The organism is Bacillus sp. FSL K6-1560 (assembly GCF_038592935.1).
GTDB classification, from domain to species: Bacteria; Bacillota; Bacilli; order Bacillales; family Bacillaceae; genus Bacillus; species Bacillus subtilis.
The window spans coordinates 3,668,811-3,687,007 of sequence record NZ_CP151946.1; the positions used below are offsets into that span (position 1 = coordinate 3,668,811).

The window sequence follows — 18,197 nt, forward strand, 5'->3', positions numbered from 1 at the left end:
TCAAAGAGGAATGGACACCATTTAATATGAAACAATTTTTCAAAATGTTTTTTCCATTGATCTTGTATAAGTTCATTATTTTAGAGGTGAAATTATGAAAAAATTTGATATATCTGTTTTATCAGTTGCTCCATTAAGACAAGGAGAAACAATGAAACAAGGGGTTGATTCTGCAGTGTCATTAGCTAAAGCTGTAGATAATATGGGCTATAAACGGATTTGGTTTGCAGAGCATCATAATCACGACGCTTATGCAAGTGCAGCAACCATATCAATTGTACAACATATATTAGCAAATACAAAAGACATTCGCGTAGGTTCAGGGGGTATTATGTTGCCAAATCATTCCCCATTAATCGTAGCGGAGCAATTTGGAACACTTGAAACATTATATCCAAATCGTGTAGATTTGGCATTAGGACGCGCACCCGGAACGGATCAAAAAACGGCCGATGTGATTCGTCGTTCCAACCATAATGGAGTGTTTTTCTTTGAAAGAGAAGTAAATGATATTTTGCGTTTTGTCGGGGATAAGAGTGTACAGGGTGAGGTTCGCGCTTATCCGGGTATTGGAACGCATGTGCCTGTTTTTGTGTTAGGATCCTCAACGGATTCAGCGGAAATTGCTGCAAAGCTTGGTTTACCCTATGCATTTGGCGCTCAATTTTCACCCCATTCGATGGAAGAAGCGCTCTCTATTTATCGAGAAAATTTCCAACCGTCTTCTTATTTACAAGAACCTTATGTGATCGCTTGCATTAATGTGATTGCAGCAGAATCTATGGACGAGGCATCTTTTATTTCTGCAAGTCATTTGCAGGTGTATATTGATATTTATACAAATAATTTAAGTAAGCTTATTCCACCCACTGAAAACTTCCTAGAATCGTTATCACAGTTTGAATTAGAAATTCTCCACAGTCGACTGGGGTATACAATCATGGGTGATCGAGAAACAATTCGTCGCGAACTAATTGATTTCCAACAAATGTATCAAGCAGATGAATTAATTGTGTTATCTAATATTTACGAATTGAGCAAGGAAATTCAGTCGTACGAGATTTTAAAACAGGTTGTGGATGAGTTGTTTAAAAAAAGAATGGAGCAACTTTAGAAATCGAGTCAGTTGTATTAGCTTATGTTCTCCTCAAGCGCGATTGTTGAACAAGAAAGAAATGGGTGATACATATTAATCATGTATAATATGTATCACCCATTAGTTTTTTTGAACGAATAGGGCATGGTTCGTTTCTTTTACAATGAACGGATATCTTTTTCCTAATAAACAGAAGGAACTGCCGACCGTTTGGATGATTACTTTAAGTAACTGGTGAGTTTTGGTGAGCAACTCTTCTCTCATAGCCGTATTTCCGCACAAAAAAATAATACCAAAGGTGGTTAAACCCTTGGTATTATTGAGATGCGGCCGAGAGGACTTGAACCTCCACGGGTTATTCACCCACTAGGCCCTCAACCTAGCGCGTCTGCCATTCCGCCACGACCGCGTGATCATTAAATTGTGTTTGTGCTGGTTTAGTAGGCTCTTAACCTAGTAAAACCGATTTGCGTGCACTTTGTAAATAAAGTGCGGGTGAAGGGACTCGAACCCCCACGTCGTAAGACACTAGATCCTAAGTCTAGCGCGTCTGCCAATTCCGCCACACCCGCAAAAAGACAAATGGTGAGCCATGAAGGACTCGAACCTTCGACCCTCTGATTAAAAGTCAGATGCTCTACCAACTGAGCTAATGGCTCTTACTATTAGATTTCAAAAATAAAAATGGCTGGGCTAGCTGGATTCGAACCAACGCATGACGGAGTCAAAGTCCGTTGCCTTACCGCTTGGCTATAGCCCAACGAAATGGAATGACCCGTACGGGATTCGAACCCGTGTTACCGCCGTGAAAGGGCGGTGTCTTAACCGCTTGACCAACGGGCCGATGGTTGAGAACTTATATCGAAATCTTATGGCGGAGAAGGAGGGATTTGAACCCTCGCGCCGCTTACGCGACCTACACCCTTAGCAGGGGCGCCTCTTCAGCCACTTGAGTACTTCTCCAATATGGCTCCACAGGCAGGATTCGAACCTGCGACCGATCGGTTAACAGCCGATAGCTCTACCACTGAGCTACTGTGGAATAATGAGACAAGACTTATTATATCAGCCTTGATTTGCAGTGTCAAGAGGTAAATGTTTTTATTTATCTCTCGTGACGACTTTTATAATGTAACATAGGCTTGCCATATTCGTCAACCTTTTTCACGAAAAAATTCTTTTTATTTTTCCGCGGCATTTTCCGCATCTGTATCTGTCAGGGTTCATGGCGCGCTTCTTTATATACTGTTGGCCGCAGGCCGTACAGATATACATATAAGTTTTTTTGTTTTCCGCTTTTTTCTTAAGGGGTGTACAGAACCTCGGCGCGTTGACCTGCTGCAGTAGCATTCTAAAATCTCTGTCTCTGTGCTTGTACCCTTTTCCTTCAAGGTGGAGATGATAATGGCAGAGCTCGTGCTTGATGATGCCGATCAGCTCCTCCCTGCCGTGTTCAATCAGATATTTTCTGTTCAATTCAATGTTATGAGAGGTTAACAGGTACCTTCCGCCCGTGGTTTTAAGCCTGTCATTAAAAAGCGCCTGATGGCGGAACGGCTTTTTAAAATATGTTTTAGAAATATCCTCTGTCAGCTTTTGAAGCTCTATATTATCCATAGTGCACCTCACTTAAAAAACATTGAACGGGACAATTCACCGTTCGCATACAATATGGTAATCACCGTCCCTCTTATGATAAAAGCTGAGGAGGAATGAGCCTATGCCAAATTGGCTTAAAAAGCAGATGCAAAAAGCGTTCCTTGAAAAAGATAATTACCAAATTAAACTGCTGAATCAATGCTGGTATTTCTATAGGAAAAAACACTGCTCGTAAGCAGTGCTTTTATTTTACCATAGACAGCGATACTCTGCCTTTTTGTACATCTACGCCGTCAACCCAAACTGTCACAATATCGCCGACAGATACGACATCAAGAGGATGCTTGACGAATTGATTGCTCAATTTTGAGATATGCACAAGCCCGTCTTGTTTGACTCCGATATCAACAAACGCTCCGAAGTCCACTACATTGCGCACGGTGCCCTGCAGTTCCATTCCCTCTTTCAAATCTTCCAGCTGAAGGACGTCTGTTTTCAGTAAAGGCTTAGGCACCTCATCGCGTGGATCGCGTTCCGGCCTTGTCAGCTGTTCACAAATGTCTTTCAGAGTGATTTCGCCGATTCCCAGCTCTTTTGCCGTTTCAGAGAGCGCCAGCTGATTGATTTTGTCCTTCAATTCCGCCGTGCCGATATGTTCTGTTGAAAGTCCGAGTTTTTTCAAAAGTGCTTTTGTTTCTTTATAGCTTTCCGGGTGGATGCCTGTTCTATCCAAAGGCTCTGTCCCTTCCTGCACTCTTAAGAAACCGATACATTGCTCGTAGGTTTTCGCACCTAACCTTGGGATGTCCTTCAGTTCTTTTCGATTTGAAAACTTTCCGATTTCCTCACGTTTTTTGACAACGTTGCCTGCTACAGACTTCGATAATCCCGCTACATACTGAAGCAGTGCGGCGGAGGCTGTGTTGACGTTTACTCCCACCTGGTTTACGACCGTTTCGACGACAAACCGCAGAGATTCATTTAAGCGTTTTTGGCTGACGTCATGCTGATACTGTCCGACACCAACAGACTTCGGATCGATTTTAACGAGCTCCGCGAGCGGGTCTTGAAGTCTTCGCGCAATAGACACGGCACTGCGCTCTTCAACCTTAAGGTCAGGGAATTCTTCTCGGGCCAGCTCTGAAGCCGAATAGACGCTTGCACCCGCTTCATTGACGATCACATAATAAATTTTGCGCGGCATGTCTTTCAGTACATTGACGATGAATTGTTCTGTTTCTCTGGATGCTGTGCCGTTTCCGATCGCCACCATCTCGACTTGATACTGCTCAAGAGTCTTTTTCACTTTTTCATGGGCTTCTTTTGTTTTGTTGACTGGCGCATGCGGATAGATCACATCAATTTTCAAGACTTTTCCAGTCTCATCTGACACAGCGAGCTTACAGCCGGTTCGAAAGGCTGGGTCAACACCGAGAACGGTTTTGCCTTTCATCGGCGGCTGCAAAAGAAGTTTTCTCAAGTTCTCTGAGAAAATATGAATCGCCTGTTCATCAGCTTTTTCTGAGAGCTCTTTCCTGATTTCACGCTCGATTGCCGGCTGGATCAGCCTTTTATAGCTGTCTTCAATTGTCTCCTGCAAAATCTCTTTTACGGATGTTGAGCGATTTTTAATGATTTGTTTTTCTAAATACGCCTTAATGTGATCCGCAGGCGGTTCGATTGACACCTTTAAAATATCTTCTTTTTCGCCGCGGTTCATTGCCAGTACCCTATGCGGAACGACTTTTGCAATTGGCTCTTCATACTCGTAATACATTTCATACACATTTTTCTCATCGGTGTCTGCCGACTTTCCGGCTGCAGACTTAATGGTTCCTCTTTTGAAGGTTTCCTGGCGAATCCACTTTCTGAAGGTCGGCTCGTCTGAAATTTGTTCCGCAATAATGTGCTTGGCGCCTTCAATCGCTTCTTCTCGTGTGAACACTTCTTTTTCTTCGCTGATGTATTGGTCTGCAGTTGCTGCCAGACGATCATCTTGGGGAAGTGTCAGGATATAGTCGGCAAGCGGCTCAAGGCCTTTGCTTTTGGCGACTGTCGCCTTTGTTTTACGTTTTTGTTTATAAGGGCGGTAAAGGTCTTCCACTTCCTGAAGCTTCACCGATTGCTCGATTTTACCTTTTAGATCATCTGTCAGTTTATCCTGCTCTGCAATCAGCCTGATGACTTCTTCTTTTCGCTGATTCAGGTTTTGTATGTATTGCCAGCGTTCAGAAATCGTCTGAATCTGAACCTCATCCATTGAACCCGTCTGCTCTTTTCGATACCGGGCAATAAACGGGACTGTATTGCCGTCCTCAAGCAGGCGGATGACACTTTCAACGTGTTTTTGTGATAAACTTATTTCTTTCGCAATTTGCTGTTTTAAAAGGGCTGACGTTTCCATGTAACCAAAGCCTCCAATTTTGTCGTTCTGTCTCTAGTGTATCAAAAACCGAAAAAAACACATAAAAAAAGACAGCTGACGCTGCCCGTATCTTTACTCATGTTTCAATAGTTCCTGTAATCCGCTCAGAAAATTCTCTTTTTTCATCGCAGCTGCAAAGAAGGCTTGATCAATCTTCTCAACAATTGGCAAAGCCGCTGTTACTTTTTCTCCTCCTGTTTCTGTAAGAGACAGGAGAACCTCTCTTTTATCTTGGGGATTTTTGCTTCTTTCGATAAATCCTTTTTTCTCAAGCGTCCGCACAACCTCCGAAACCATCATGATATTGGTCTGGCTGAAGCTTGCAAGTTTTTTTTGCGTGACGGTTTCTCCGTGAGCAATCATATACTTGCACGAGGTCAGCAGAACAAATTGAACGTGGGTCAGGTCAAACTCAGCCAATGCTTTTCCCACTTTCCTCTGCCAGCTTTGCGTGGCCTGCCATAATAAAAAGCCCGGGCTTGTGTTCGGACCGCTAAATTTAGAGTGCCATTCCACTTATGTTAACTCCCATCGCTTGTGCTATTGTCAAAAAATCTTTTTTGCTTATTTCAAAGTGTCCTCTGCGAAATAAAAAGCCAAGATGCTTGGTTTCCTGAACGAATTCAAGCTTTGATTTAATGTCGTAAAAACCGATTTTATGGCATGGATAATAGTCTATATCTAATCGGTATGGAATAAAATTCGGAGCCATTTGATACGGATAGATGTTTCCGCTTTTTACTTTGCCGATCGCAGTAAAGCTTCGCAGCAGTTTGCCGTCTGGATATGCGTCTCTCGGAGAATAATAAATCAGCCAATCTCCCTCTTTCATTTTGGCGAGCGGGGCTTTTTTTCCATGGCACAGCTGTGCAAAACCGCCGGCAGCGCCTTTTAATACATGCTGCTCTGACACAACGCCGATCCAATAATTTGTGTTCATTTTATCACTCCTCCGCAAAGGTGAACAAGCCTGCTGACAGCCGTCGGCATGTCTTTAGACAGTTCAGTCCCAATGATTTCTCCCCACTTTTTTGCTTCAGCGCCTTCTAATACAATTCCATATGTGATATACAAATCTTCTTTTTGCTTTTGAAGCACGTGAAAAAACTCCATTTTTACATTGCTATGCGGGCATGTTGACCATGACAGAAAACGCCCGATGTTTCTCCACATGCTCAAGCCATAAGAGAATTGTTTTTCCTTGCAGAAGCAATGTTCCTTCCGTTCCATTTTGAAATTGTCCTTTCAAAGAATCTGATGCAATACCCGTCTCCCATTGATCCATTGTTTCTGTTTCCTGATAACAGTTCCAGGTTTTCCCACATCCGCATCAGCTATCGCTGTGTATTCATAATTCCACATCCATAAGCTCCCAGAATGATAAGTTCACTTATTAATTATAATAAGCGCACTTATTAATAGTCAACCGCAAAAAAAAAGAAGCCGGATGTCCAGCTTCTTTTTCAGGTTTTTTAGGACAGCTGTCCGAGAATATAGGTCAGGTCATCTTTTCTCGATGTCGTATACATTTTCAGCGAATTCGATATTTCTTCTACCGATTGGCCTTTTTTTAAATGGGAGCGGATATCAGGTACGTTGAGTCCATCTGTATGTATAATGAACTTTGAACCCTTTTCATAGGTGGCGGTGTGCGTTTTGTATTTTTGCGGCTTGCCTGATAAATAGCCCGAAATCGGCAGAGGATAAAAGCTTTCACCAGACGGGGAATGCAGAATAAACCGTACATTTCCGACAGAGCAGTACGTAAACTGCCTTTGCTCAAAATTGATTTTCAGGATAGATGCTGTAGCGCCTCTTTTGTTTTTCATCGCCTGATTACAGCGTTCGATAATTGTTTCTACGTCTTCACTCGCATAGTTTTCCACTAAGTCTTTGATGGCTGCAGAGGATTCGTTAGCAAGTGATCCGCTTCCCAGTCCGTCAGCAACCGCGCAAATTAACTCCTTATCATCAGCTTTCATAAAAAAGCTGTCACCGCAAATCGATTTCCCTTCTTTATTCAGTTGATATACTAGAGTTTGAATATGCTCATTTTCTTCAACCTGGATCATTACATTAACTCCATCGAGGGATCTTCAATCAAGGCCTCTCTGAGCTTCTTCACAGCTTTGCGCTGCAAGCGCGAGACGTGCATTTGAGATATACCGAGAATGTCCCCAGTTTCTTTTTGGCTTTTGTTTTGAATATACGTAAGGTCTATGATTTGTTTTTCACGATCTGAAAGGACATGAAGCACGCTTTGCAGCATCAATTGCTGGTTGACCCGCTCATATCCGTCCTCCTGTGATCCGACGATATCAAGAATCGTGACGGTGCTTCCGTCCGAATCCGCTTCAATGCTGTGGTCAACGGATAAGGCTTGGTAGCTTTTGCCCATTTCCATCGTTTCAAGAACCTCTTCTTCAGAAACATCGAGGAATTCGGCAATCTCTTCTACTTTCGGCGATCTTTGTGTTTCAGTGGTCAGCTGATCAACCGCCATTTTGATTCTTGGACCCAGTTCTTTAATTCGTCTCGGCACATGAACGCTCCATGTTTTATCTCTGAGGAAACGTTTAATTTCACCGATGATTGTCGGAATTGCAAAAGCTTCAAACGATTTGCCGACAACAGGATCGTATCGCTTAATCGCGCCTAGCAGCCCGATCATGCCGACCTGGCGGAGATCCTCGTGGAAGCTTTTGCCTTTTGAATATTTTTTCGCAAGCATGTCAACCAGATTTGTATACACCCGCACAAGCGTTTCCTGCGCCTGTTCATCTTGCTTTGTTTGGTAATCGCTTATGAGCCGATCGACTTCATCTTTAGTTAGTTTCGTAGTTTTTGATGGTTGTGTCATGATCAACTCGCTCCCCATTTAAATACTTTGTCATCGCTACGGTGACGCCGGAGTGGTTTTGCACTCTGACTTCATCCATGAGCGTTTCCATTAAATATAGACCGAGCCCTCCTTCTGATAATTGATCAACTGTGTGCGAAGGTGTGTACGGCCCTAGATCCTGCTGCTTTTGATCAAAGTCAAAGCTGTCTCCTTCATCCGCCACAATAATCTCTAAACGGTCTTCAAACACACCGAATCGTATTGACACTTCCCCAGTTTTATCTTCTTTGTAAGCGTGCTGAACCGCATTTGTGCACGCCTCGCTGACTGCGATTTTCAAATCTTCAATTTCATCGTACGTATAGCCCATTCTGCTTGCGACCCCTGATAGCGTCAGTCTTATAATTCCAACATATTCAGGTTGGGCCGGCACTTTCATTTCGATGTAATCAACATTATTCTTCATTGCACTCCACCTTCTGACTTTGCAGAAATATCAATGATGTCCTTCAAGCCTGTAATGTCAAACAGTCGGATCAGCCGGTCAGAAAGATTTTCAAGTTTCAGCGAACCGCCTTGTTTTTTCACCATTTTAAAGGTCCCTACAAAAACGCCCAATCCGGTACTGTCCATGTAGCTGACATCTTTCAGGCAAATTCTTAAGTCAGCTCCTTGTTCTGCCAGAGGAACGAGCTTCTCTCTGAGCACCGGGGCTGAGTATACATCAATTTCTCCTGCAATGTTTACTTGTATATCATTCTCGTTTTGCTTCACATCAACATTTATATTCATTCGTATCACCTCAAATTTTCCTTCAAATCACTAATCACTAGTTGCTTTATACCCTCGTCTGGCAGACGTTAAACCTTTCTCCGCAAAACAATTAACGTAAAATCATCGTGAAGCTGAAAATCCTGCAATTTGAGGAGGCTGTCATAAATGTTTTTGACCATTTCCTGCGCGGAGGAACACATATGTTCCTCAATGAGCTTCTGCAGATCAGGACGCTCCAAGAAACCGTTTTCCGTTCTGCATTCTGTGACGCCATCAGAAAATAAAACAATCATATCGCCCTTTTCCAGATGCTGATCGAATTGTTTGTAGTCATAGTCCTGTGAGATGCCGAGAACGAGTCCTTTGGCCTCTAAATCGTAAAACGTGTTGTCCTTTTGAGAATAATAGAATCCCGGTTCATGTCCCGCTGAAGCATATGTAAATTGATGATTGTCCATATTGTAATTCGCATAAAACATCGTAATAAACATACTGGCATCAACGTTTTGTTCAACAACACGATTCAAATTTTTCAGCACTTGAGAAGGGTGTATGCCCGTTTCCGGCAAAGAGTCCATCGCGTATTTAATCATGGACATGCATAAAGCCGCTGGAATGCCTTTTCCGATCACGTCCGCGATTGCGATATTGATGGATTCCTTGTCTTTGACAAAGTGGTAGTAATCACCGCTCATCTGTTTAGCGGGAACACTGATGGCGCCGATATCCAGCGCTTCCTCCTGAGGAACTTTAGTTCCGAGCAGCGTCTGCTGGACATTTGCCGCGATTTCAATTTCTGATTTGATTTCCTGCTGTATCCCTCTAAGGGTTTGATGCTCCTGATAAGCCATTCCATAACCAATCATGACTTCTATTAAAAAATCCAGCGAATGAAACACATCTTCCGGGAGACTTGGATACAGCTCCTTCAGCACTTTTCTGTGAATGCTGATGATTTCTTCCGGAGGAATTTGGTGCTCGATTGTTTTTCGGCTGAATTTTTGGGCTTGATATAAAGATGTTTCTGTTAATTCGGCTATATATCGGCTAAGCAGCTGATGATACCGCTGCTCAATAACCTCCCTAAAATCCACGTTCTTACCTCCTACCGAAGCCATTTGATGGCTTGTATCTCTGTTCCTTCCCCCGCTACGGAATTTAAGCTGAATTCATCCATCAGCCTTTTGACCCCGGGAAGTCCCGCACCTAGTCCTCCAGACGTTGAAAACCCGTCTTCCATGACTTTTCGGATATCAGGAATTCCCGGCCCTTGGTCTTCCGCTATGATTTTCAGGCCTTTTTTTCCTCTGTCTGCGACCTGTTCAATTCCAATCTGCCCTTTGCCGGCATATAAATAAATATTCCTGGCTAATTCTGAAATAGCCGTTGTAATTCTAGCCTGGTCTACCGTGCCGAAACCCAGTTCTTTCGCAACGTTTCGTCCCAGCTGTCTGGCGGCCACAATATCCCATTCTGTCATGATTTTTACACAGGATTGGTCGTTCATTCGCTATTCCCCCAATTCCCGCTTCAATGTCTCAAGCCCCTGCTCTAAGTCGAGCGCAGTTTCGATTTCCTCAAGCGCGATTCCAAGTTCAATCAGCGTCACTGCCACAGCGGGCTGAATGCCGGTCAAGACGACTTTAGCCCCCATTAACTTAGACATTGTAATGACGTCGCCCAGCACTTTCGCGATAAATGAATCAATCATATCCACAGATGTCAGGTCAATGACGACTCCGTTAGCACCTGTTTCGTATATTTTATTTAATAAGTCTTCTTGAAAAGTTAATGCTGTCTGGTCATCAAGTTCCCATTGAATGGATACTAATAAGCAATTATACAGTTTCAAGATCGGGATTTTCGGATGTCTCAAAATGTTATTCCCCCAATGAAACGATTTTTCGATCCGTCATTTCCAATGCTGTTTGAATTCCTTTTTGCAGGGTATTCTTAGTTATAACTTGGGATAAATCAATCCCCAGGTTGACGATTGTTTGAGCAATTTCCGGACGGATTCCGGCCAGCAGGCATTTTGCTCCGACAAGCCTTACAGCTTCTGATGCCTGAATAATATGATGGGCAACCATCGTATCGACGACAGGGACACCTGTAATGTCAATCAGCACGACTTGGGAACGGTGTTTGACGACGCCATTAAGAAGGTTTTCCATAATTCGTTTCGCGCGTTCGGTATCAATTGTTCCGACAAGAGGCATCACAGTGATATTTTCAAACACCGGGATAAGCGGGGCTGACAGCTCTTGCAGTGCGATTTTTTGCAGGGATACTGTTTTTTCCCATGAGATTGAGTATTGATTAAAAATTTCTGTGTTAATCGGGCTGAAAAAGCGGTCAATCTGCCAGATTAATTCCGTGCTCTCTTGATCTGGCAATCTCTTATCATTCATTTTCGTATAGAGACGCTTCCAGAATTCAGCAAGCGCAGTAGCCAAAAACTTCATAGACAGTCCGATTTGGACCGCTCGAAGCGCCAGTTCGCTGATTTGACTTTCAGCAGCGTTTTCGTCCTTAACAGACAGCAGCAGAATGTCGATATATTCTTTAGATATATTTTCATACACTTGGTCAGTCAGCTGATAGGATTCTTGCTCGCTTAATTCTTTTAGTGTGTCAGTCCACAATTGGAGCAGTTCATTTTGATTTTCGGCAATGAACTGGTATACAGTCTGATTCGACATCAAATTCGCTTACCTCCCAATAAAAAACAACATATTTTTTTCGTTATTTCACTATTATATCGTTTATGTTTTTTGAAAACAAAAAAAGTTGCTCTATTTGAGCAACCTGCAAATATGTCTAAAAATCAATGAGTGCCAAACTGATTTGTAAGGCTTCATCAACCTTATCCATCATTTCATCATCCAGATGAGTAATCTTATCCGTTAACCTTTGCTTGTCAATCGTCCGAATTTGCTCCAGCAAAATAACGGAATCTCTTTCAAAACCGTAGCGTTTTGCATCGATTTCGACGTGGGTTGGTAATTTCGCTTTCTGTATTTGTGCTGTTATGGCTGCAACAATAGCAGTTGGGCTGAAGCGATTTCCGATGTCATTTTGGATCACTAAAACCGGGCGCACCCCGCCTTGCTCTGAGCCAACAACAGGAGATAAATCAGCAAAATAAACATCGCCGCGTTTCACAATCAAATGATTATCCTCCGCTGACTAAGCGCTCAACTGTCGTTTCAGCCTCGCACTCCGCAAAGTGAGCCTCAGAAGAAATATTCAGGTTGATTTTCGCCATTTCCATATAGCCGCGTCTCATCAAATCACGGTTGTGACGAGTTGTTCGTTCGCTGACATACGCTCTCACTGCTTGTGATATCAGTTCGTTTCTGCTTCGTTTCTCCCGCATCGCTACACCATCCAATTCAGCTACTAGGTTTTCGGGCAAGCTGATTTTCATTTCGGTTCTTGCGCTGGATTCAGACAAAAAACATACACCTCCACCAAACTTACGGATACGACTCTTTTATCCATCCAGTGATAATGATACCATTATTCACTCTTCAAGCAAAGCTGTTTTATGAATTCTCCATTTAGGTAAGTTAATTACTTGTATTTACCTGCAATAAAGGATTTCTTACTTCCATTATACTCCCATTTTCCAAAAACATACGGGGAACACGGGAACTTATTGTACAGGCCACCTCATAGTTAATGGTTTCGAGCCTTCCTGCAATCTCATCCATGGAAATATATTCATCCCCCTGCCGGCCTATTAATGTGACTTTTGTGCCCGGCGGATATTCCTGATCCAGCTCCACCATAAATTGGTCCATGCAAATTCGGCCGGCAATTTTCAAGCGTTTTCCCTTCACAAGGATGTCAGTCCCTTTCAATTTTCGGAGCCAGCCGTCCGCATAGCCTACAGGCACCGTCCCGATCCATGTGTCTTTTTCCGCTGTGTACTCGGCTCCGTAGCTGACGCTCTCGCCTTTTCTGATCAGTTTGACATGCGACAGCGTCGAATGCAGGGTAAATGCCGGACGCAGCTGAAACGGTATCTCGTCCGAAATGTCAGCAGACGGGCGAAGGCCATACATGCCGATGCCGAATCTGACTGCATTAAAAAAGCCTTTTTTCAGCCGGAGTCCGGCGGCGCTGTTCGCGCAGTGGACCATCAGATTCTTTAACGGCAGCGGAGCAATCAGCTCTTTAAAACGCTCAAACTGCATTAAGAAATAGCCTCTTTCTTTTTCATCCGCTGTCGCAAAATGGGTAAATACCCCTTTGCACTTTAAACGAGGGTTGCGGTCAAGAATGGCCATCACGTTCTGAACTTCTTCCTCTGTTTTTACACCAAGTCTGTTCATCCCCGTATCGACCTTCAGATGAAAATGAAGAGAACCTTTTTTCGTGTGGCGGGCTGCCTCCTGAAGCCATTCAACAGAATAACCTGTTAAGGTCACGTCATACTCAGCAGCGATTGCCACATACTCCGGGGGAACCGCGCCAAGCACCAATATAGGCGCCTTCAATCCCTTTTTGCGCAGTGAAATCGCTTCATCCAAAATGGCCACGGCCAAGCATGAAGCACCGGCGTCAAGAGCAGCCTTTGCTGTTTCTGCATCACCATGCCCGTAGGCGTTTGCTTTCACAACTGCCATCAAGTGGACATGTTCACCGATATGTTTTTTCATATTGCTGACATTTTCCTTTATCGCGGACAAGTCAATTTCCGCCCACGTATCTCTGTAAAAAGGTTTTGTGCTCATTACGACACTTCCTAGCTTTTATTCAATATCATTTACATATCATACTAAAATTAAAGGCTAAAGGGAAACGATGTCTAACGAAAAAAAGGCCAAATCATGTTTGGCCTTTGGCGGTTATTTCGATGATTGTCCCTGCATGCTTTTCGCTACTGTCACCATTTCCTCTTTAGAAAGATCTTTAGAAGAGAGAAGGTAATCTACGCCGTCATATGTCCATGATAATGATGCATCCGACAGGGCGCCGATGGTGTAGCCGAGATTTACCGGTTCGCCGTTCAGCGTAACGGAGGAGGAAGCCTTGGCAATCTGGGCTTTTTCCTGAATTAACGTAAATGATTTTTCTCCTCCGTACGTCATGATGATGCGCTTCCCGTCTTCAGTAGATACATCTTTTTCTTCAAGCAGCTTGACGCCAAGCGGCAGTTCCAGCGGCGTTTTGACCGCAAATGTATCGGAAGGCTTCGCGCTTGTGGCGACATCCATTTGAGAAAGAGTCATATTTTTCTTTTCGTCAAATGATTCTTTATCAAATTGTTTATTAAATTCAAAGCTGCTGAATTCTACTTTGACCATCACTTTCCGGTCAGTATCCATCACTTTGACAGATGACGGGCTCATATCTTTTTTGTTAAATGTGATTTCTTGCGTGGGCAGCATTTTGTTATGCTGATAGTTTGTTTTTGTTTCAAATACGTATTTCTTTTCTTTCGCTGTGAAAACTGCATCCGAATCGTTTTGAACATCCTTTACGAGCGATTCAAACAGATAAACCTGGCTGCTGTTGTTCGGCCAATCGCTTTGAAATCTGAAGCTCTTATTTAAAGACGGCGTGAGAACGAATACTCCGTTTTCATTTCGTAAAATGACTTGGTTTTGGTCCTTTTTCGGATTTTCTAAATAAACCCTGTACAGAGACGGCTTTTTGTGCCAGATTTCCACATTGTATACTTGAGGCTCACTCCCTGTCTCGATGGTCATTTTCGCTTTTGCTTTGTACGAGGTGTATTCTTTCGCCTTTTCATCTAACCCGGCCACAATATCTTGCTGTGTTTTTTGCCCGCAGGCAGAAAGAATAAGAACAGCAAGCAGTCCCGTTAAAAGCAAAACAAAGCTTTTTCTCACCTTTTTCAACCCCTTTTTCTCAATTGATGTAAAAGGAAGAAATCGCTTGTTTGACTTTAACGGTACGCTCGGTACACGTTTAGGCAGAACAGATGCGTACCATAAAAGCCTCAAACAACTTGTCTCCCTTAATGCACTATCAAATATATGAGTGGGGTTTCCCTAATATGCAGACTAGCTTGACAACCTTTCAATCACAACCTGCGCGGCAGCGTATTCTTTTGTATGAGTGATTGATACGTGAACGGCAGCCTGGCTCAGTTTCGTGCAAATGATATAGGGCTTGCCATTTTGGTCTTTCCTAATTTCAATGTCCTGAAAGCTGAGCTGTCTCCCAATGCCGGTGCCAAATGCTTTCGAGAAAGCTTCTTTTGCCGCGAATCTGCCCGCGAGAAATTCGATTTTTCTTTTCTCTGAAAGCTCATAGTATTGGTCAAGCTCGCTTCGCGTCAAAATCCGCTCGGCAAACCTTTTCTGGCGCCCAGCCATAGAGGCGATCCGTTTAAGCTCGGTAATGTCCAGCCCAATGCCGTAAATCATGTATGATAACCTCCTTTGCGTACGTACTATTTAAATGGTTTGTCTCATAAACGTGTTACTATAGATATACCAAAATGAAGAAAAGGGGCTCGGAATGTTTATACGGACTGAAAATTTTCAAACATTTATCAGGCTTTACCCCGTTGTTACCTTTATATTGGCTTTGCAAGCTGTTCTCTGGCTGTTTTTTTCACTTCCTGCCCATTCAGTCGTGTTATGGAGGGATACCGTCACAGGCTATAATCTAGGTGTCGCAAACGGTGAATGGTGGCGGCTTATCACACCGATTTTGCTGCACGCCGGTTTCACACATCTGCTGTTTAATTCCATGTCCATCTTTTTATTTGCCCCGGCTTTGGAACGCATGCTGGGAAAAGCGCGTTTCCTTCTTGTATACGCCGGCTCCGGCATCATCGGCAATATCGGCACTTATGTTACAGAGCCGCTTGATTACGTGCATGTCGGGGCTTCAGGCGCCATTTTCGGGCTATTTGGCGTATACCTGTTTATGGTTCTTTTTCGCAATGAGTTAATTGGGCAGGAGCATTCCAAAATGATCATCACACTGCTCGCATTTGCCATTCTCATGTCGTTTATCAACTCCAATATTAACATGATGGCCCATTTGTTTGGACTATGCGGCGGGTTTCTTCTTTCGTTTTTATGCGTGCAAAAAAAAGAGCGGCGGTATTAACCGCCGCTTCAGATTGTTGACAAAATCCTAAAATGGTTTTCATTTTAGGATTTTGTCATCTTTTCAGCGTGATTGAAAACCCTTGAAGTCTAGGAAGGACGAGCATAGGAGCGGACTTTCACAGGATGTGATGACGACGGCGTTTAGGCAGGACGCCTGAGAATTTAGCCGTTGATCCACTTCGCATTGAGCACCGAATCGCAGTCCTGACAACGAATGCGAGGGTTTGCCGACACGCTGGAGCGGCGGTATTAACCGTCCGCTTTTTCATATGAGTACCACTTTAAAATGAAGGCTGCATCCTCTTCACCTACATCCCTCACCGTTAATTCTTCCATATGGCTCGATGATTTCACCGAAGTAGAAATGGTATACAAGCGGCCTTTCTTTTGGAAATAGGATTGGCTGAACTTGCAGACCTGCATTCGTTTTTTCAGTACAATGGCGGTTGTTCTGCCTATAAATCTAGACGTCAGCTGAAGACGGTCCCCGTTGATCGTCCATGCAGCCTCTTTATACGCGAGATAGCCGAAGAGCAATTCTATCGGCAGCAGGATCACTGACAGATAGCCCCATGGCTGAAAGAAGATACATAACGGGATGATCAAAAAGAGTGAAAAAATGACAGAACGGAACAAATAGCGTTTCAACGCGCGCCGCGGCAGGCGGCGGCAGTTTTCTTCCAGCGTATATTCCGGTGTAAATGTTCGGAGCATGTGCGGAAGCTTTTTTTTATGAATCATTGGAAAGAGAATGGTCAAAGCGCCTTCTTCTTTTTCCCGGTCGCCGCCTCCTGCGCTGACGATGGACACCGTTACAAAGCCGAAAAGCTGGCGAATGATATTTTCTTTGATTTTAATGGCTTGTATTTTCCGCAGCGGAATCGTGACTTGATGTTTTTCAATAATTCCCCTTGAAATCACCAGTTCCTGTTCTTTTTTTATGATTTGAAAGTTTGCGTATCTAAACATCATGCCCGCGATGCTGAAAATCCAGGCGATAAATAAACCGATAAAAATGAGTACCGCGTAAATACCAATACTGGCGTGCTGAAGGAAGGAAAATTTATCGAATAACCAATCCATCGGCAGCACTTCATCAAGCTGGGAAATAAGTGCAAATACAGCGGAGATAATGACTCCGATTCCGCCGGAGGTAGAAGCGGCCATGAGCAATTCTTTTGCGTTCATGCGATAGTGCTCTTGCACCTCAACGGTCTGATCCAACTCCTCTTCAGCTTCAAGCCGTTCTTCATCAAGTTCATTTTCTCGTCTTTGCGCTTTTTTCTTAAAGACAGCTTCTTTGATGCGTTCCGCTTCTTCAACAGAAATAGCAGAAAGGACGGCTTCTGCCTCTTTGCCTCCTCCTGCTGTTTCAATTTGCAGCTTTACAAGCTTAAAGATTTGCTGGACAAGGCCCGCGCTCGTATTCATTGTTTGAATCCGATCAATCGATATGTATCGCTTTTTCGTAACAAATAAGCCTTCTTCGATTCTAAATTCATCATCTTCAATTCGATAGGTAAACCTTCTCCATTTGATAATGCTTGCCGCTACAAGCCAGATGAACAGCACACCGAGCGCAATAGCCCCGTAAAAACGGACAGTATGGTTTGAATTGACAATATACACAAAAAAGAATGGCAGAATGATATTTTTTATCGTTTGAATAATGGTATGGCATAAATTCAAAATGACTGCTGCCGGGTGCAGGCGTTTCGGTTCAGACATCATCGTCAGTCACCCTCGCCAGACGGGAAATGGAGTCTCTCAGCCGATCCGCTTCCTCCATCTCTAAAGCGGGGATCGAATGAACGGTCGCGGCCGTGGAAATTTTCACCGTTGCCAGGTTGTATTTTTTTAATAATGGTCCTTGTGACGTATCGACGTGCTGAACTCTGACCATCGGAACAATCACACGTGTCACCACAAAAATACCTGACTGAATATCTATTTCATGTTCATGGACTTCATATCGCCACACCTTATGACGGACCTTCGGAATGATAAAGACCGTCACAATCGATCCCAGCAGCCAAACTGCGCCGAGCACGCCGCTGATCCAGTACGGCCAATGAAAATAATAGCTTAACACTGCAACTGCAATGACAATAAGCAAGCAAACAGCGGATATGATGATCTCTTGAAGTCGCCAAACCTTTAATCCGTCTGGACTGATTTGGTTTTTTGGCTGCTCTCTCAAAAATACCTACCTCCCTTTTTTTCGTCGTTACTTATACGTCTCTTTTACAGAAAGGTTTCATTCTTAAGCATACAGAGAAAAATGGCTTCCGTCAGCTGAAAGTTTGCTGAATAACAAATCGCGAACATAAAAAAGCCCAAAACATCATGTTTTGGGCTCTG

The 18,197-nt window shown here is 43.5% G+C and carries 25 protein-coding genes and 7 tRNA genes; 3 read left to right on the top strand and 29 right to left on the bottom strand.

The window, feature by feature from the left end; all coding sequences use genetic code 11:
- Positions 1 to 94 precede the first annotated feature (94 nt).
- A complete protein-coding gene (locus NYE22_RS19515; RefSeq protein WP_342412078.1) occupies positions 95 to 1,114 on the top strand; it encodes an LLM class flavin-dependent oxidoreductase in 1,020 nt (339 codons plus the stop codon).
- Between the two features lie 307 nt (positions 1,115 to 1,421).
- Here the strand turns inward: NYE22_RS19515 and NYE22_RS19520 are convergent.
- The 8 genes from NYE22_RS19520 to NYE22_RS19555 all read right to left on the bottom strand — a co-directional run bounded on the left by NYE22_RS19520 (position 1,422) and on the right by NYE22_RS19555 (position 2,713).
- Positions 1,422 to 1,505 (bottom strand) — tRNA-Leu (locus NYE22_RS19520).
- A gap of 81 nt (positions 1,506 to 1,586) precedes the next feature.
- Positions 1,587 to 1,668 (bottom strand) — tRNA-Leu (locus tag NYE22_RS19525).
- A gap of 11 nt (positions 1,669 to 1,679) precedes the next feature.
- Positions 1,680 to 1,755: transfer RNA gene (locus NYE22_RS19530), tRNA-Lys, on the bottom strand.
- 26 nt (positions 1,756 to 1,781) lie between these two features.
- Positions 1,782 to 1,856: transfer RNA gene (locus tag NYE22_RS19535), tRNA-Gln, on the bottom strand.
- 11 nt (positions 1,857 to 1,867) lie between these two features.
- Positions 1,868 to 1,939 (bottom strand) — tRNA-Glu (locus NYE22_RS19540).
- Between the two features lie 29 nt (positions 1,940 to 1,968).
- Positions 1,969 to 2,059 (bottom strand) — tRNA-Ser (locus tag NYE22_RS19545).
- Positions 2,060 to 2,063: 4 nt separating this feature from the next.
- Positions 2,064 to 2,138: transfer RNA gene (locus NYE22_RS19550), tRNA-Asn, on the bottom strand.
- 122 nt (positions 2,139 to 2,260) lie between these two features.
- A complete protein-coding gene (locus tag NYE22_RS19555) occupies positions 2,261 to 2,713 on the bottom strand; it encodes a SprT family protein (RefSeq protein WP_003234309.1) in 453 nt (150 codons plus the stop codon).
- Positions 2,714 to 2,816: 103 nt separating this feature from the next.
- Here NYE22_RS19555 and cmpA point away from each other — a divergent pair, with 103 nt between their 5' ends.
- Positions 2,817 to 2,930, top strand: coding sequence for a cortex morphogenetic protein CmpA (gene cmpA / locus NYE22_RS19560; RefSeq protein ID WP_003225207.1), 114 nt, complete (start codon positions 2,817 to 2,819; stop codon positions 2,928 to 2,930).
- Between the two features lie 9 nt (positions 2,931 to 2,939).
- Here the strand turns inward: cmpA and NYE22_RS19565 are convergent, their stop codons facing one another.
- From NYE22_RS19565 to acpS, 19 genes are all read right to left on the bottom strand, one after another.
- Complete coding sequence (locus NYE22_RS19565) at positions 2,940 to 5,099, bottom strand: Tex family protein (protein ID WP_124073397.1); 2,160 nt, start codon at positions 5,097 to 5,099, stop codon at positions 2,940 to 2,942.
- 93 nt (positions 5,100 to 5,192) lie between these two features.
- Complete coding sequence (locus tag NYE22_RS19570; protein WP_014475883.1) at positions 5,193 to 5,636, bottom strand: MarR family transcriptional regulator; 444 nt, start codon at positions 5,634 to 5,636, stop codon at positions 5,193 to 5,195.
- On the bottom strand, positions 5,620 to 6,060 hold the full coding sequence (locus tag NYE22_RS19575; protein WP_003246529.1) for an EVE domain-containing protein: 441 nt from the start codon (positions 6,058 to 6,060) through the stop codon (positions 5,620 to 5,622). The genes NYE22_RS19570 and NYE22_RS19575 overlap by 17 nt, the downstream gene beginning before the upstream one ends.
- Entirely contained in the window at positions 6,057 to 6,293 is a 237-nt protein-coding gene (locus tag NYE22_RS19580) for a hypothetical protein (RefSeq protein WP_321541295.1), read from the bottom strand. Before NYE22_RS19580 ends, NYE22_RS19575 begins: the two co-directional genes overlap by 4 nt.
- Positions 6,244 to 6,405: a hypothetical protein gene (locus NYE22_RS19585; RefSeq protein ID WP_003246653.1), complete on the bottom strand. Its 162-nt coding sequence runs from the start codon at positions 6,403 to 6,405 to the stop codon at positions 6,244 to 6,246. The genes NYE22_RS19580 and NYE22_RS19585 overlap by 50 nt, the downstream gene beginning before the upstream one ends.
- The gene (locus tag NYE22_RS19590; protein ID WP_120027795.1) at positions 6,366 to 6,482 is read right to left on the bottom strand and encodes a hypothetical protein; all 117 of its coding nucleotides are present in this window, start codon (positions 6,480 to 6,482) and stop codon (positions 6,366 to 6,368) included. Before NYE22_RS19590 ends, NYE22_RS19585 begins: the two co-directional genes overlap by 40 nt.
- 110 nt (positions 6,483 to 6,592) lie before the next feature.
- The gene (gene rsbX / locus NYE22_RS19595) at positions 6,593 to 7,192 is read right to left on the bottom strand and encodes a phosphoserine phosphatase RsbX (protein WP_021481701.1); all 600 of its coding nucleotides are present in this window, start codon (positions 7,190 to 7,192) and stop codon (positions 6,593 to 6,595) included.
- Positions 7,192 to 7,980 carry an RNA polymerase sigma factor SigB gene (gene sigB, locus NYE22_RS19600; protein WP_003246715.1) on the bottom strand — a complete coding sequence of 263 codons (789 nt, stop codon included), beginning with the start codon at positions 7,978 to 7,980 and terminating at the stop codon, positions 7,192 to 7,194. Before sigB ends, rsbX begins: the two co-directional genes overlap by 1 nt.
- Positions 7,946 to 8,428, bottom strand: coding sequence for an anti-sigma B factor RsbW (rsbW, locus tag NYE22_RS19605; RefSeq protein WP_021481702.1), 483 nt, complete (start codon positions 8,426 to 8,428; stop codon positions 7,946 to 7,948). Before rsbW ends, sigB begins: the two co-directional genes overlap by 35 nt.
- Positions 8,425 to 8,754, bottom strand: coding sequence for an anti-sigma factor antagonist RsbV (gene rsbV, locus NYE22_RS19610; RefSeq protein WP_014475877.1), 330 nt, complete (start codon positions 8,752 to 8,754; stop codon positions 8,425 to 8,427). The genes rsbW and rsbV overlap by 4 nt, the downstream gene beginning before the upstream one ends.
- A 68-nt stretch (positions 8,755 to 8,822) precedes the next feature.
- Positions 8,823 to 9,830, bottom strand: a complete 1,008-nt coding sequence (gene rsbU, locus NYE22_RS19615; RefSeq protein WP_014478900.1) for a phosphoserine phosphatase RsbU — start codon at positions 9,828 to 9,830, stop codon at positions 8,823 to 8,825.
- 11 nt (positions 9,831 to 9,841) lie between these two features.
- Positions 9,842 to 10,243, bottom strand: a complete 402-nt coding sequence (gene rsbT / locus NYE22_RS19620) for a serine/threonine-protein kinase RsbT (protein ID WP_003225192.1) — start codon at positions 10,241 to 10,243, stop codon at positions 9,842 to 9,844.
- A 3-nt stretch (positions 10,244 to 10,246) separates the two neighbouring features.
- Positions 10,247 to 10,612 (bottom strand): RsbT antagonist protein RsbS, encoded by a 366-nt coding sequence (gene rsbS, locus NYE22_RS19625; RefSeq protein WP_003225190.1) that lies wholly within the window; start codon positions 10,610 to 10,612, stop codon positions 10,247 to 10,249.
- 4 nt (positions 10,613 to 10,616) lie between these two features.
- Complete coding sequence (gene rsbRA / locus NYE22_RS19630) at positions 10,617 to 11,441, bottom strand: RsbT co-antagonist protein RsbRA (RefSeq protein ID WP_009966610.1); 825 nt, start codon at positions 11,439 to 11,441, stop codon at positions 10,617 to 10,619.
- A gap of 115 nt (positions 11,442 to 11,556) precedes the next feature.
- Positions 11,557 to 11,907 carry a type II toxin-antitoxin system endoribonuclease NdoA gene (ndoA, locus tag NYE22_RS19635; RefSeq protein WP_003156187.1) on the bottom strand — a complete coding sequence of 117 codons (351 nt, stop codon included), beginning with the start codon at positions 11,905 to 11,907 and terminating at the stop codon, positions 11,557 to 11,559.
- Positions 11,908 to 11,911: 4 nt separating this feature from the next.
- Positions 11,912 to 12,193 carry a type II toxin-antitoxin system antitoxin EndoAI gene (endB, locus tag NYE22_RS19640; protein WP_003225183.1) on the bottom strand — a complete coding sequence of 94 codons (282 nt, stop codon included), beginning with the start codon at positions 12,191 to 12,193 and terminating at the stop codon, positions 11,912 to 11,914.
- 115 nt (positions 12,194 to 12,308) lie between these two features.
- Positions 12,309 to 13,478: an alanine racemase gene (alr, locus tag NYE22_RS19645; protein ID WP_015252766.1), complete on the bottom strand. Its 1,170-nt coding sequence runs from the start codon at positions 13,476 to 13,478 to the stop codon at positions 12,309 to 12,311.
- Between the two features lie 114 nt (positions 13,479 to 13,592).
- Positions 13,593 to 14,609 (bottom strand): outer membrane lipoprotein carrier protein LolA, encoded by a 1,017-nt coding sequence (locus tag NYE22_RS19650; protein WP_120028577.1) that lies wholly within the window; start codon positions 14,607 to 14,609, stop codon positions 13,593 to 13,595.
- A 165-nt stretch (positions 14,610 to 14,774) separates the two neighbouring features.
- Entirely contained in the window at positions 14,775 to 15,140 is a 366-nt protein-coding gene (gene acpS, locus NYE22_RS19655; protein ID WP_015252768.1) for a holo-ACP synthase, read from the bottom strand.
- A gap of 94 nt (positions 15,141 to 15,234) precedes the next feature.
- On the opposite strand from acpS, the gene NYE22_RS19660 reads away from it, so the two are divergent.
- Positions 15,235 to 15,834 (top strand): rhomboid family intramembrane serine protease, encoded by a 600-nt coding sequence (locus NYE22_RS19660; protein ID WP_041850724.1) that lies wholly within the window; start codon positions 15,235 to 15,237, stop codon positions 15,832 to 15,834.
- Positions 15,835 to 16,085: 251 nt separating this feature from the next.
- On the opposite strand, the gene NYE22_RS19665 is transcribed toward NYE22_RS19660, so the two are convergent.
- Both NYE22_RS19665 and NYE22_RS19670 read right to left on the bottom strand, forming a co-directional pair.
- Positions 16,086 to 17,567 (bottom strand): PH domain-containing protein, encoded by a 1,482-nt coding sequence (locus tag NYE22_RS19665; RefSeq protein ID WP_342412079.1) that lies wholly within the window; start codon positions 17,565 to 17,567, stop codon positions 16,086 to 16,088.
- Positions 17,557 to 18,036: a PH domain-containing protein gene (locus tag NYE22_RS19670; RefSeq protein ID WP_003234318.1), complete on the bottom strand. Its 480-nt coding sequence runs from the start codon at positions 18,034 to 18,036 to the stop codon at positions 17,557 to 17,559. The genes NYE22_RS19665 and NYE22_RS19670 overlap by 11 nt, the downstream gene beginning before the upstream one ends.
- Between the last annotated feature and the right edge of the window lie 161 nt (positions 18,037 to 18,197).